Below are 14,134 nucleotides of genomic sequence, written 5' to 3' on the forward strand. Positions count from 1 at the left end.
ATGACAAAGCTAATTATTCACTTAGTTTCAGACTCTTCTGTGCAAACTGTAAAACATGCAGCAAATTCTGCTCTTGCACAATTTACTTCTATAAAACAAAAATTATATCATTGGCCAATGATTAGAAATTTGGAGTTGCTAAATGAAGTATTAAGTAAAATAGAATCTAAACATGGAATAGTATTATACACTATTGCTGATCAAGAACTCCGAAAGGCTTTAACAAAATTTTGTTATGAGTTAAAAATTCCATGTATTTCTGTAATAGGTAAAATTATTAAAGAAATGTCAGTTTTTTCAGGTATTGAAATAGAAAAAGAACAAAATTATAATTATAAATTCGATAAAACTTATTTTGATACACTTAATGCTATAGATTATGCTATAAGACATGATGATGGACAAATGATTAATGAATTATCAGAATCTGATATAATATTAATAGGTCCTTCTAGAACTTCTAAGACACCGACTTCTGTATTTTTAGCGTATAATGGTTTAAAAGCTGCCAATATTCCTTATGTTTATAATTGCCCATTTCCTGATTTTATAGAAAAGAATATAGATCAGTTAGTAGTAGGACTTGTTATTAATCCAAATAGGTTAATTGAGATAAGAGAAGCTAGATTAAATTTATTGCAAATTAACGAAAATAAAAGCTATACAGATTTTAATATAGTACAAAGAGAGTGCATAGAAGTTAGAAAAATTTGCAATCAAAGAAATTGGCCAGTGATTGACGTATCAACCAGATCAATAGAGGAAACAGCAGCATTAATAATGCGAATATATTATAATAGAAAAAATAAATATCATAAATAAAAGGATTTTTCATTATTTACAAGTAGAAGTGAGTAATTTATAATTTTATTTATTGTTTTTCGTTTTTGTGAGAAAAAACTGAATAATCTCATGTTACAACATGAGATTACAATACTTCTTGGATTCGATAGCAATGATATCAAACAAAACAGAGGATAAATATGGTAAATAACGTAACGGATATCTCTTTTAAAAATGAAGTACTAGAATCGGATTTACCTGTAATAGTTGATTTTTGGGCAGAGTGGTGTGGGCCATGTAAAATGTTAATACCGATAATAGATGAAATCAGTAAAGAATTACAAGATAAAGTAAAAGTACTAAAAATGAATATTGATGAAAATCCTAAAACTCCTTCAGAATATGGTGTTCGTAGCATTCCAACGATAATGTTGTTTAAAAATGGTGAACAAAAAGATACTAAAATAGGTTTGCAACAAAAAAAATCTCTTTTAGATTGGATTAATAAATCTATTTAACATTTATTTTATGTTACTTAACCATTCAAAAGTATTTATAGAGATAACAGATGGTTATGTAGAAGGCATAGATGTTCATAAAAGAGCCCAGGGTTTAAAGCATTTTTTTTTGAAAAAAGGAGTTTCTATTTCTCCAACAATACCTATATTAAACAATATTAATTTTTCTTGTTATGAGGGAGAAAAAATAGCTTTTATCGGGAGTAATGGTTCAGGTAAAAGTTCACTTCTAAAACTAATTGCTGGGATATATCCGTTAAAATCAGGTATAGTAAAAGTTCATGGAAATATTGCTGCAATTATAGATATGGGAGTTGGTTTTGAACCAGAACAGACAGGTCGTGAAAATATAAAAATGCTAATGCTATATAATAATATGTTAGATAAATATAGCAAAAAAATTGAAAAAGAAATTATAGATTTTTCAGAACTTGGGAGTAAAATTGATTTACCGATAAAAATTTATAGTTCCGGTATGTTATCACGCCTTGCTTTTTCTGTATCGGTATTTCAGAATCCACAAATTCTATTACTTGATGAAATTTTTGCAGCAGGTGATAGCTATTTTATAGAAAAATCCCTTAATTTAATGAAGAATAAATTTAAAAATACTCCTATTTCAATAATAGTAAGCCATCAAGAAGAAATTATAAAAGATAATTGTGATAGATGTATTTTATTAAAAGACGGTAATATTATAGGTGATGGAACACCATTAGAAATGTTTAAAATCTATAAACAACAAAGCAATAAGGAAATTCATAAATGATAAAGTATTTTTTTTCTAAAAAATACTGGCGGGCAATAGCATTATTAGTTAAAGCTTCTATAATTAGGCAAAATAAAGATTCTTTTTTAGGTTCTTTATGGAGTTTAATTCAACCTTTTATTCATATAATGGTCATTTCATATTTTTTTGGTTTTTTATTAAGACAACCAAGAGAATTTATGGTAATGAACTTAGTAGGAGGAATTCCTTTATGGAGTTTTATAGTAAGTAGTTTAACGATTTGTGCAAGTTCTTTAGTTACACGTGATCAAATAATAAAAAAAGTTAGAATTTCTAAGACTTTTTTTCCTATTGCGGATAGTTTAGGGCAATTATATACTTTAATTTGCTCATTTTCGGCAATGTATTTTGCTTTTATTTTATTATTTCCAGAAAAATTCTCTTGGCAAATAATATTTGTGCCTATATTAATTTTGCCATTAGTAATATGCGTGATTAGTGGTTCTATTGCAGTAGCATTTTTAACACCGTATATTCGAGATATACCGCAAATATTGAATGTTATCCTTGGAGTTATTTATTGGAGTGTACCAATAGTATATCCATATTCGCTAATTCCGGAATCTAAAAAGGTATATTTTGAATTTAATCCATTCTTTTTAGTTATAAGACCTGTACAAGTATTGGTAATTAATGGAACGTTACCAGATATGATGTTAATAATTAAGTCTGTTATAGTCGCATTTATTACTGTTTTTATCAGTTATTTAATTTATAGACAATTTTCTAAAAGAGTTATTTATTATTTATGAAACTTGGTTTTAATCTAGATTTTAATGAATTAGATTTAACCGGACTTAAAAAATTAGATCAAATATTTTTAGATTATCTATTTAAAGCCGATAAATCTTTGCATAAAGATTTAATGTTATTTAGAGCTACTCCTTTCTCGATTATTCCACAAGATTATTCCAAATTTTTGCTAAAAATTTCTCCTCATTTAGACGATTTTTTAGCAGAGTTATTTTGTATTTCAAAAGAAGTAACAATATCAAGACTGAAGCATAAAGATTTTGATATCATTTATGAGTGTAAACGAAAATTTATTCAGCGTGTTGCAGTAAAAAAATATCCCTTAGAGAAAATAAAAGATATTGATTTCGAAGATGTATATTTAAAGATAACTAATTTAATAGGCACGAATTTTACTTCTAGAGAATTTGCAAAGCAAATTGTTATATGGCAACAGGATGAAGAAAGCTTCTCTCTAGAATTAGACATAGCAGCTAGGTACGCTGCGTATAGGGTTTTTAGTTGTTATAACTCATTGTCATCATGGAATAAAAATCTGTTTTTACAAAATGATATACTATTTAATTTTCAACAAAAATTAGATAAAACAAATCTAATAGATGATAAAAAAATATTAAAATATCAAAAAAATGAGAGATTAGATTTTGACTATAAAGATTCTTTTTTAAATCTAGATGAAGCTCTAAACAATTCTCATTATTGTATTTATTGTCATAAACAGGATAAGGATAGCTGTTCTAAGGGATTTGGTGTAATTCCACACTTTGATCGCGTGATCTCGGTAGATAGTTTAGAATATAAGATTCCGTGGTTAAGATATAGTATGACAACTGGTTGTCCATTAAAACAAAAAATTTCTGAAATGAATTACATTAAAGCACAAGGTTTTAACCTAGCAGCTCTTGCTATTATTGTTATTGATAATCCGATGGTTGCAGCAACAGGTAATAGGATTTGTAATGATTGCTCTAAAGCTTGTATTTACCAAAAAAAGCAAGATCCAGTAAATATTCCGTTAATAGAATCAAATATTTTAGAAGAAACGCTTAAATTACCTTACGGTTTGGAGATATATATACTTCTTACACGTTGGAACCCGCTTAATATTTATGCACCGCTTCCGAAAGAACCTACAAATTATAATATTTTAGTTACAGGTCTTGGTCCCGCAGGTTTTAGCCTTAGCTATTATTTATTGCGATCAGGTCACAATGTCACAGCTATTGACGGTTTAAAAATAACCCCTTTATCTTTTAATATTCATAAACCTATAAAATTTTGGCATGAATATAAAAATTTGTTATCAGAAAGAATACCAAAAGGATTTGGAGGGGTATCAGAATATGGTATAACTATTCGTTGGGATAAAAACAATCTTGATATATTGCGGCTAATACTTGAGAGAAATAATAATTTCAAATATTATGATGGAGTAGCGTTAGGTTTTAATATCACGAAAGAACAAGCTTTAGATTTGAATTTTGACCATGTAGCTTTTTGTATTGGAGCAGGTAAGCCAAAGGTTTTGAATATAGAGAATTTTGAAGCTAAGGGAGTAAAAACAGCTTCTGATTTCTTGATGACTTTGCAAAGTGGGGGAGCATTTTTGAAAAATTCTAATACTAATATGGTGATTAGGATGCCAATTGTGATAATAGGTGGTGGTCTTACTTCTTTAGATGCAGCAACAGAAAGTTTATTTTACTATAAAAAGCAAGTAGAAGAATTTGCTAAAAATTATATAAAACAAGATTTAACAGAAGAAGATCAAGAGATAGCTGAAGAATTTATTGCTCATGCAAAGTTGTTTAAAGAAGCTAAAAATAATGAAGAATTAAAAAAGGTTTTTAATAAGCTTGGAGGGGCTACCGTTTATTATCGTGGAAGATTGCAAGATTCGCCAGCTTATAAATTAAATTATGAAGAGCTGATATATACGTTAGCACTTGGTGTTGATTTTAAAGAAAATATGCAGCCTTTAAGAATTAATATTGATAAATATGGTCATGTGGAATCTGTAGAATTCAGTGTTACCACTTGGTTTGACAGTAGGACGCATAACATATACCATAGTAATATGCGTCCTACTGTCAAACCAAGTGGTAACACTGCCTTAATCAAAACTAAAACCGTAATTATGGCAATTGGTATAGAAAATAATACTCAATTCGATGATGATAAATATAGTTATTTCGGTGATTGTAATCCTAAATATTTTGGTAGTGTAGTGAAAGCCATTACTAGTGCAAAAGAAGGTTATGAGGCTATTAACACAAGACTTATAAATAATGTTCCTAGCTTTAAAGGTAGTTACGCATATTTTATAACACAGCTTGATTATTTGCTAACTTCTAGGATTAATAAAATAAATATTTTGAATGATAAAACTTTTGAGATTATAATTCACTCACCACTTGCTGCTAAAAATTTTAAATTTGGACAGTTTTTTCGTTTGCAAAATTATTCTAAAGATATTACTAAGTTAATAGAGCCTATAGCTTTAAGTCCTGTCGATATCGATATAGAAAAAGGGTTAATTAGCTTTATAGTTTATGCAGTTGGTAAGTCTACTAGATTATGTAAAACATTATCAGAAAATGAGAAAGTAGTTTTAATGGGGCCGACAGGTTCACCACTAAAAATACCTAAGAATAAAAAAATAATTATTATTGATTCCAAATATCGTAATGTAGGCTTATTAAAAATTTTAAAAGAAAATAAAAATAAAGTTATATTTGCTACCTATCCTGATATAAAAAACCATAAATTAACTTCTGTGGATATAGTAATAATTAATACTTCTCCTGAAATAGCTGAGGAATTACAAAAGTTAAAAATATTCGGTAAAAATACAGAATTAATAGTTAACGTTAATTCATCAATGCAATGTATGATGAAAGGAATTTGTGGACAATGTGTTCAAAAAGTTAAAGGAAAGCAAAAATATATTTTTGCATGTAGCGGGCAGAATCAAAATGCAGAAATAATTGATTTTAAGAGCTTAAAAGCTCGATTACGCCAAAATTCTTTACAAGAGAAAATGAGTAACTAATGCATCTAATAGCTTCAATTGTCTCTTTATTTGTTCATAACAATTTAATTATTTTTATATAAATTAGCTCGAATAACAACACTTTATTTACTACTCCTAGTTAAATAAATTTATTTTTTAAAATGACAAAATGATCTACTACTATCTTGATTAAGAAAATCAATAATTTGGGTTACTATAGAATTATTTTTATACTTTTCTGCGACTTGTTTTATACGATCAGCAAAATTACCTTTGCCTAAAAAGATTTCTTCGACTGCATTTAAAGCAGTTAAAGAATCTACTTTATCAAAACCTTTTCTATTCATACCTATTAGATTTAAACCCTCAAGCACTGCGCGTTTACTACTTACAAGTCCAAATGGTATTACATCTGCACTGACCGGTGATAGTCCGCCTATCATTGAATATTCACCGATTCTAGTATATTGATGTACTGCAGATAGTCCACCAATTATTGCATAATCACCTACCTTAATATGACCAGCTAAACTTACATAATTAGCGAATACTAAGTTATTGCCAATTTTACAATCATGGCCTATATGAACACCAACCATAAATAAATTATTATTGCCTACTCTTGTTATCATTCCACCGCTTTTGCTTCCTGCTTGCACTGTGACATATTCTCTAATAGTATTATTAGAGCCAATTATTGTGCTTGATCTCTCATTAGCGTATTTTAAGATTTGTGGAGGTTGTCCAATTGATGCAAAAGGATAAATAACTGTGTTTTCACCGATTTCAGTAATCCCATCAATTACTACATGGGACTTTAGCTCGACGTTATCATGAAGTACAACTTCGGGACCTATAATACAATACGGTCCGACTTTTACATTTTTACCAAACTTTGCACCTTCTGCAATTATAGCTGTAGTATGGATATTAGAATTTGACACCGTTACCTTTTACATTTTATCTTTGATCATTGCGGTAAACTTACTTTCTGCGGCTATTTCACATTCGACCATTACCTTACTTGAAAATTTCCATACGTTAGCTCTTTGCTGATCAATAACAGAGTGGATATGCATAGTATCTCCAGGTTGAACAATTCTACGAAATTTTGTATTTTCGATGGACATTAAAAATACTTCTTTGTTTTTAGTAGAATCGAGAGATTTAGCAACTAATATAGCAGCTAATTGTGCCATAGATTCAACCATTAAAACTCCAGGCATAACAGGCCTTGTAGGAAAATGTCCTGTAAACTGCGGTTCGTTAACGGTAACGTTTTTAATACCTGTTATTGATTTGTTAGGATCAATTTTAAGTACTCTATCTACTAATAAGAATGGATAGCGATGAGGTATTAAATCCATGATTTCGGTAATAGCTATTATCATTTATCTAGGTCTCTTATTTAATATAAATTTGCCTTTATTACAAGAACGAGTTGATTGTATTCAGCATTTTACATCTGTTATTCAATTATTTATTCATGTGATAAATATATTTTTCTGGATCTAATAGTAAAACCATGAGATAACAATAAAAATTGATTCATACAATAAAGCTACAGTAAACTACTTTTTTAACTTGTTATTAGAGGTCTTTACTAATTGTTTCATGATAATAGATTGTCTATGCCAATCCATTATAGGAACTGCAGGGCTCCCACCTACAATTTTACCTTCTTCTATATTTTGTGCTACACCTCCTTGTGCTGCTACTTGTGTTCTGTCACCTATATTTAGATGTCCAGCGATTCCTACTTGTCCTCCAAGAGCACAATATTTTCCGATAGCGCTACTTCCTGCTATACCTGCCTGTGCCACAATAATAGATCCTTTTCCTATTTTTACGCCATGCCCTATTTGTACTAAATTATCTATTCGGCATAAATCTTCTATAATAGTATCTTGAAGTGCGCCTCTATCAATAGTAGTGTTGCTACCAATTTCAACATTATTACCAATTTTAACTATTCCTATGTGAAATATTTTATTATGTACGCCTTTTTCAGTAGCAAAACCAAACCCGTCTTGTCCAATTTTTGCACCTACAAGTATTACGACGTCGTCGCCTATAATTGCATAATTTATTGAAACATGTTGTTCTATTCTAGCGTTTTTGCCGATATTTACACCTCTACCTATGAAGGTTCCTGCGTCTATAATACTATTATCACCTATAATAACATCGTCTTCAATAACTACATTATGGCCTATATAACAATTTTTTCCTATAGCCGCTGAATCTGCAATAATAGCAGATTTCATTATTTTAGTAGAATATGATTTAATAGGAGCGTAGAAAAAATCTATTAATTTACTGTAAGCAAAATATGAATTCTCAGCGTGTATTAAAACAGTATTTTGATTTGATTCTTCTGTAAAATCTTTTGGCACTATACAAGCAGCTGCTTTGGTAGTTTTTAAAAATTCGGAATATTTCGGATTACTTAAAAAGCTGATATCATTTGGTGATGCTTCTTGTAGGATTTTAATATCATGAATATCGATATCTTCATGAATTTTAGTAGGCTCTATAATGTCATGTAAAAAATCTATAATTGCCGTTAGTTTCCGTGGTCCTAGATTTTTATAAAAATTACTACTTACCATATAAACTGTAACTAACTTAATCACTAGCGATAGTATATAAGCTATGCTTTTATTATGCAATAAAATTGTAAGTTTTAGATAGCAAAAATGTGTTCAGTGTCATATAGTGACTTGACCATGGTATCCAGAAAAAAATATTAATAATTAGTAATTTTAAGTTGGCTCTGAGGTACAAGTTATGAATTGAAGAAATTAATAATCATATTGATTTGTGTGAAGTTCACCTTTGAACAGCTAAGGTTTTTATAGAATTCTTTTATTTAGAGATTACTTAGTCTTCATATTTTTTAAAAATCTATTTATATCCGATTAGATCTTTAACTTTAAATTAATAATTTTAAAAAACTGGTTACTTAGGAGTAATTAATAGGAGTAATTAAATGGTGGCCACGGTTGGAATTGAACCAACGACACAAGGATTTTCAGTCCTTTGCTCTACCGACTGAGCTACGTGGCCTTATATATCATTTAATTTAAGTAATTGGTTACATAGTTTAGTATTTTCTAATGCTTTATATATATGCTCGCTCATCTGCTTACCTTTTCCATAAGAAGTAAATGAGTGAGTATCAAATAATCATTGTACGAGACTAAAATATTATGGCATTTCTTAAAAATCACGGTACCGACATCATGTCTTGTGATCACGGTGTTGGATCCGATCTATTACTGGATTCTTGCTTTTATCTTAGGAATGACATTTTATTCAAGTAAAGCAATATAACTAAAGTTTATAATAGATTAATCAACTTTTGTCTATCCTTAATTAGTAATATTAGATATAAATACTTAATTATGATATAATATTTTTTAGAACTGTTTCTTATGATTAAAATCGGTAATATAGAACTTTCTTCAAATGTGATCCTTGCTCCAATGTCTAATATTACGGACTTGGAATTTAGAAAATTGGTAAAAAGATTTGGTGCAGGTCTTGTAGTTTCTGAAATGATAGCAAGTAGAGCGATGATTATGAAATCTAGGCAATCAATGCAAAAATGCGCTATCATGCATGACGATCCAACAAGTGCATGTGTGCAGTTAGCAGGCTGTGAGCCGGATGTAATAGCTGACGCTGCTAAAATGAATGAGGATATGGGAGCAAAAATTATCGATCTTAATTTTGGTTGTCCAGCGAAAAAGGTAGTAGGCGGTTATGCAGGTTCAGCTTTAATGCGAGACGAGAGGTTAGCGACCAAGATTTTCGAAGCGACTGTTAAAGCGGTTAAGATTCCAGTAACGGTTAAAATGCGTATGGGCTGGGATGATAATACGAAAAATGCTCCGACTTTAGCTGTCATTGCTGCCAGCTCAGGTGTTCAGATGGTTACCGTTCACGGTAGAACCAGATGCCAGTTTTATTCTGGTAATGCTAATTGGGATTTTATACGAGTAGTTAAAGAAGCGGTAAAAATTCCAGTTATTGCTAATGGTGATATAACTAATTTTGCAAAAGCAAAAGAAGCATTACAAAAATCCGGGGCAGATGGTATTATGGTTGGTAGAGGAGTGTATGGAAAGCCTTGGCTTATTTCACAAATTGCATATTATCTTAAAACTGGTAAAGAAAAACCTGCTCCCTCTATAGCGGAGCAGCTAGATATAATAATAAAGCATTATGATGCAATAATTGATTATTATGGCAAATCTGTTGGTGTACCTATTGCACGTAAGCATATTATTTGGTATAGTAGTGGGTTGCCGAGTTCTGCTGAGTTTAGATGTGCTGTTAATTTGATGAATGATCCTATAGCTGTAAAAGAGAAAATTGCAGAATTTTATATGAGCGTTATGGATGCAAATAAATGAAAAGAATTTTAAGTTTTATTTTTATCATATTGTTTTTTAATTCAAGTTATACTGCTGAAAAAGCGGCAGTAATAACTGATTATAAATCGGTATTTTTGCCTGTAATTACTAAAAATAAAAAAATAAAAATTGCTATTCGTTCTTATTTAAAGAATAAAGAATCATATTTCGTTTTAGTAGATCCAGATTCCTTTAAAACTGAGATAGTACTACAAGAATTGGTAATTTTACCTGTGAATAAGATAGAAAAAGAAAATATGCTAATAAAGTTAAATAAAACTGCATATATTAAAGCTTTAAATAAATATAACTTTATAGATCAAAGTTTACGAAGCTTCAAACAGGATGAATTTAGTAATAAGTTTACTAAAAATGTAATAGTGCATGAGCACAAACCTAACTCCAAAAATTCGTATTTATCAACTTTTATGAATTCTACTGTACAACAAAATTATGGTGCTACTAGTAGCATGTATAAAGTAAAAGGTCAGTTCTTAACAATTGATATGTGTCCTTCTTCCAAAAACTTTGAAGAAGATTTTTTTAAAAAGCTTGTAGAATTATCAACAAAATTAAAGAAAACTATACCGATTACTATATGTGTTTCAGGATTATGGATTAATAAGCATACAGAAGAATTTTTATGGTTATTAAAGCAACAAGAAAACGGTTATCTACAAATAACATGGGTTAATCATTCATTTAGTCATCCTTACTTCAAAGATAAACCACTTGAAAATAATTTTCTTCTTTCTAATAAAGAAGATTTTGAAAATGAAGTATTAGAAGTAGGAAAGATATTAGTAAGTTATAATATTGCACCGTCCCCTTTTTTTCGTTTTCCTGGATTAGTTTCTGATCAAATATTAATAGCAAAACTAAAAGATTTTGGATTTATTCCGCTTGGTAGCAATGCATGGCTTGCTAAAGGTGAAAAAGTTCAAGATGGTTCTTTTATATTGGTACACGGTAATAGTAACGAAAAAGCCGGAATAGATTTAATTATGCCGATGTTGTCAGAATTAAAATTACTTCCTATTGAAAAGGCATTTTTACCGACAAATTTATAATTCAATTTTTCTAATATGATTTTATCTCTTTAAATATCAAATTTTGTATGGAATAGCAGATACATTTATAAGAAATCAAACAAGAAATTTTCTTTCTTAATACTACATAAACGTTTATTATTATCTAATATTTTTAGATTTACTTCAATTAAAGGAGGTGTGAGTAAATGCTTAATAATTTCTGACCATTCTATTAAAATTAAATTACCATTTAATGCCTCTTCAAACCCAAGTTCATAGATTTCCTCAGGTGATTTAATACGGTACATATCATAGTGATATATATTGAAGTTAGGTGTTTTATATATTTGCAGTAAGTTAAAAGTTGGGCTTATAATATTTGTATTTTTACCGCAAAAATGTTTAATAATTTCACGACAAAAAAATGTTTTACCGGCTCCAAGGTCACCATTAAGTAAAACTATATCATTTGGTTTTAAGTTTTGTGCAAAAAGTTTTGCGAAGTTCTTTGTTTCCTTTTCACTATTTAATGTATGCATTTTTTAACTTGATTAATCATTTGTAAATATTGATCATGAAAAGTGTTTGAGTTGATATTTGCTACATTCCAGTTTTCACTATTTAATATTATTATTTTAGTTTTTGCATTTAATTTGGTGTATAATTGTAATTCTTGTTTATTACTTAAAATAATACACTTGTTATTAGACAATTTAATTAATTCTTCTAGCTTGCTTATATATCGAAGGCTTTTCTGACTTTCTCTATAGAGTTTTGCAGTTTTAATATTAGTGTTAAGAAAAAAGTATTCGCTACTATCACTTAATAGAATTATATCTTTTATTGTCCTAAACTCATTATTTTTAATATCTTGTAGTTTATTTAATTCTTTAAGAGCTGTTTGAAGGTTATTATTAATCTCTTCTTGTAACTGAGGAAAATTTTTAATAAATATTTGTGCAAATTCTTTTAGTAAAATCTTGACATTATTCAGATCAAGCCAAATATGCCAATTATCTTTTATAGTGATTAAAGATTTTATATCACTGATTTTGATAATGTTTTGGCTATTATTACTAATCAATTTCTTGGTAAAACCGTCAAATTGTTCATTTATATAAATAACTATGTCTGCATGTCTAACCTTAGTAATATCACTTGGCTTTATATTATGGTGATGAGGACACTCATTATTTACTGCTAAACTCTCTATATCAACCTTATCTTTAACAAGCATTGCTAATATGCTGCTAATTGGTGTAATACTGACAACTATTTTAGGTTTAGCATAACTAGTAAGACTGAAGAATATAAAAAATAATGTCATTGCGAGTGACTTAAAGAAACGTAGTAATCTAAGTATTGTATGAGATTGTTTCATAAAAATTTTTAATTTGTCCTTGCAATGATTGGTTAGCATATTAGTTCTCATAATTTCTCCAATAGCTCGGATTTACTAGGTTTGAAATCATGCTCTATCCAAAAGTTTTTTAGATATTCTAGTTTTGCTCCTATTTCTTTTTTTTCTATATTCAAATTTAACAAATCATTACCGTTTAATTCGAATTTTGGATGTGATAATGTATCATACTTAAGGATAAATTCTTTTACTTGTGAGTAGTCTAATTTACCGATGATGCAGGCTGCTAATAAATATTCCTTATAATTCTTCTTTTCAAACCAAATTTTCTTTATGTTAAATTCATCATCATTAAGAAAGTTTAGTATCGATAATATTTGCATTGCTTCATTTTTTGAGAATTTCCAATCTAGAAAAATCTTTAAGTTTAAATTTTGTTGATTATATAATAAGAGTGAGTATTTAGTAGCTAATTCTAATTTAAAATTATTTGCTCGCTCAAAAAATTTTATTTCATAATTTTGTATAGAAAATATTAGTTCTAATATTCCTATTTCAAACATAGCTTCTAAAATTTGTGTAACTCTTTTTGAAACAATAATTTTATCTATTTCGCTTTTTATTCGCTCTCGTGATAAAGTTTTTAAGCCATTTTTTAGAGCCTTACATGCTTTAAAGCTATCATCATCAAGTTGATTCGCATAATAACTAGAAAATCGGAAAAAGCGTAGAATTCGCAAATAATCTTCTTTTATTCTATTGAATGCTTTTCCTATAAATACAACCTTTGCTTGTTGCAAATCCTTAAATCCATTAAAATAATCATATATCTCATTCTTAAATGGACAATAGCTTAAAGCATTAATAGTGAAATCTCGTCTTGCCGCATCTTCAGCAAAATCTTTGGTGAATATTACTTTAGCGTGTCTACCGTTACATTCAATATCTTTTCTGAGAGTTGTAATTTCAAATTTTTCATTATTTAAAATAGCAGTAATTGTACCAAATTTTAAACCTGTTGGTATAATTTTTATATTGGCTTTAGATAAAATGTTTATTACTTCACTTGGTATCAAATTAGTAGCTATATCTATATCATATGTGTCTTTCTCGAGTAAAGCATCTCGTACACAGCCGCCGATAAGTCTTGATTGTCCTTTTTTATTTAATAGGTTTAAGATTTTTTTATATTCTTTTGAAGAGATTTTTAAAGTTTTATATATAATTTGCATGGTTTGATTTTACATTACATTCTTTTTTTACTGTAAAAGTTAAGTATAACAGTGCTTTTTAAAAAAATCTTTATTAATTGTTATTAAGATCTCTCGACATTCAATTTTATAATTAAGATCTAATTTTGTTTATTAATTTTCTGTCTGTAGTTAATTTCAAAATATATCAATCTTATTGGACAAACCAATTATTAGCATAAGAACAATTACTAGTTTATTTATCTTTCTTTAAT

At 28.7% G+C, this 14,134-nt stretch carries 13 protein-coding genes and 1 tRNA gene; 7 read left to right on the plus strand and 7 right to left on the minus strand.

From position 1 onward, the window contains the following. The 5 genes from RT_RS00005 to RT_RS00025 all read left to right on the plus strand — a co-directional run bounded on the left by RT_RS00005 (window position 1) and on the right by RT_RS00025 (window position 5,896). Window positions 1–822: a pyruvate, water dikinase regulatory protein gene (locus tag RT_RS00005; protein ID WP_011190478.1), complete on the plus strand. Its 822-nt coding sequence runs from the start codon at window positions 1–3 to the stop codon at window positions 820–822. A gap of 161 nt (window positions 823–983) precedes the next feature. After that, entirely contained in the window at window positions 984–1,301 is a 318-nt protein-coding gene (trxA, locus tag RT_RS00010; protein WP_011190479.1) for a thioredoxin, read from the plus strand. Between the two features lie 10 nt (window positions 1,302–1,311). Next, complete coding sequence (locus RT_RS00015) at window positions 1,312–2,070, plus strand: ABC transporter ATP-binding protein (protein WP_011190480.1); 759 nt, start codon at window positions 1,312–1,314, stop codon at window positions 2,068–2,070. Then, window positions 2,067–2,843: an ABC transporter permease gene (locus tag RT_RS00020; RefSeq protein WP_011190481.1), complete on the plus strand. Its 777-nt coding sequence runs from the start codon at window positions 2,067–2,069 to the stop codon at window positions 2,841–2,843. Before RT_RS00015 ends, RT_RS00020 begins: the two co-directional genes overlap by 4 nt. Next, the gene (locus RT_RS00025; protein WP_011190482.1) at window positions 2,840–5,896 is read left to right on the plus strand and encodes an FAD-dependent oxidoreductase; all 3,057 of its coding nucleotides are present in this window, start codon (window positions 2,840–2,842) and stop codon (window positions 5,894–5,896) included. The genes RT_RS00020 and RT_RS00025 overlap by 4 nt, the downstream gene beginning before the upstream one ends. 110 nt (window positions 5,897–6,006) lie before the next feature. Here RT_RS00025 and lpxA read toward each other — a convergent pair whose 3' ends face one another. From lpxA to RT_RS00045, 4 genes are all read right to left on the minus strand, one after another. Further along, a complete protein-coding gene (gene lpxA / locus RT_RS00030) occupies window positions 6,007–6,801 on the minus strand; it encodes an acyl-ACP--UDP-N-acetylglucosamine O-acyltransferase (protein WP_011190483.1) in 795 nt (264 codons plus the stop codon). A 9-nt stretch (window positions 6,802–6,810) separates the two neighbouring features. Then, window positions 6,811–7,248, minus strand: a complete 438-nt coding sequence (gene fabZ / locus RT_RS00035) for a 3-hydroxyacyl-ACP dehydratase FabZ (RefSeq protein ID WP_011190484.1) — start codon at window positions 7,246–7,248, stop codon at window positions 6,811–6,813. 180 nt (window positions 7,249–7,428) lie between these two features. Then, the gene (gene lpxD / locus RT_RS00040; RefSeq protein WP_011190485.1) at window positions 7,429–8,469 is read right to left on the minus strand and encodes a UDP-3-O-(3-hydroxymyristoyl)glucosamine N-acyltransferase; all 1,041 of its coding nucleotides are present in this window, start codon (window positions 8,467–8,469) and stop codon (window positions 7,429–7,431) included. Between the two features lie 381 nt (window positions 8,470–8,850). Further along, a tRNA-Phe gene (locus RT_RS00045) sits at window positions 8,851–8,926 on the minus strand. A gap of 368 nt (window positions 8,927–9,294) precedes the next feature. On the opposite strand from RT_RS00045, the gene dusB reads away from it, so the two are divergent. After that, window positions 9,295–10,278: a tRNA dihydrouridine synthase DusB gene (gene dusB, locus RT_RS00050; protein WP_011190486.1), complete on the plus strand. Its 984-nt coding sequence runs from the start codon at window positions 9,295–9,297 to the stop codon at window positions 10,276–10,278. Continuing rightward, window positions 10,275–11,348: a palindromic element RPE3 domain-containing protein gene (locus tag RT_RS00055; RefSeq protein WP_011190487.1), complete on the plus strand. Its 1,074-nt coding sequence runs from the start codon at window positions 10,275–10,277 to the stop codon at window positions 11,346–11,348. The genes dusB and RT_RS00055 overlap by 4 nt, the downstream gene beginning before the upstream one ends. A gap of 65 nt (window positions 11,349–11,413) precedes the next feature. On the opposite strand, the gene tsaE is transcribed toward RT_RS00055, so the two are convergent. From tsaE to RT_RS00070, 3 genes are read right to left on the minus strand one after another with little or no spacing between them, the layout of a single operon-like run. Further along, window positions 11,414–11,848, minus strand: coding sequence for a tRNA (adenosine(37)-N6)-threonylcarbamoyltransferase complex ATPase subunit type 1 TsaE (gene tsaE, locus RT_RS00060; RefSeq protein ID WP_011190488.1), 435 nt, complete (start codon window positions 11,846–11,848; stop codon window positions 11,414–11,416). After that, window positions 11,836–12,741 carry a metal ABC transporter solute-binding protein, Zn/Mn family gene (locus RT_RS00065; protein WP_011190489.1) on the minus strand — a complete coding sequence of 302 codons (906 nt, stop codon included), beginning with the start codon at window positions 12,739–12,741 and terminating at the stop codon, window positions 11,836–11,838. The genes tsaE and RT_RS00065 overlap by 13 nt, the downstream gene beginning before the upstream one ends. Further along, on the minus strand, window positions 12,738–13,901 hold the full coding sequence (locus RT_RS00070) for a CCA tRNA nucleotidyltransferase (RefSeq protein ID WP_011190490.1): 1,164 nt from the start codon (window positions 13,899–13,901) through the stop codon (window positions 12,738–12,740). The genes RT_RS00065 and RT_RS00070 overlap by 4 nt, the downstream gene beginning before the upstream one ends. Window positions 13,902–14,134 lie beyond the last annotated feature (233 nt).

Origin of the sequence: Rickettsia typhi str. Wilmington, assembly GCF_000008045.1 — a bacterium.
Taxonomy (GTDB): domain Bacteria; phylum Pseudomonadota; class Alphaproteobacteria; order Rickettsiales; family Rickettsiaceae; genus Rickettsia; species Rickettsia typhi.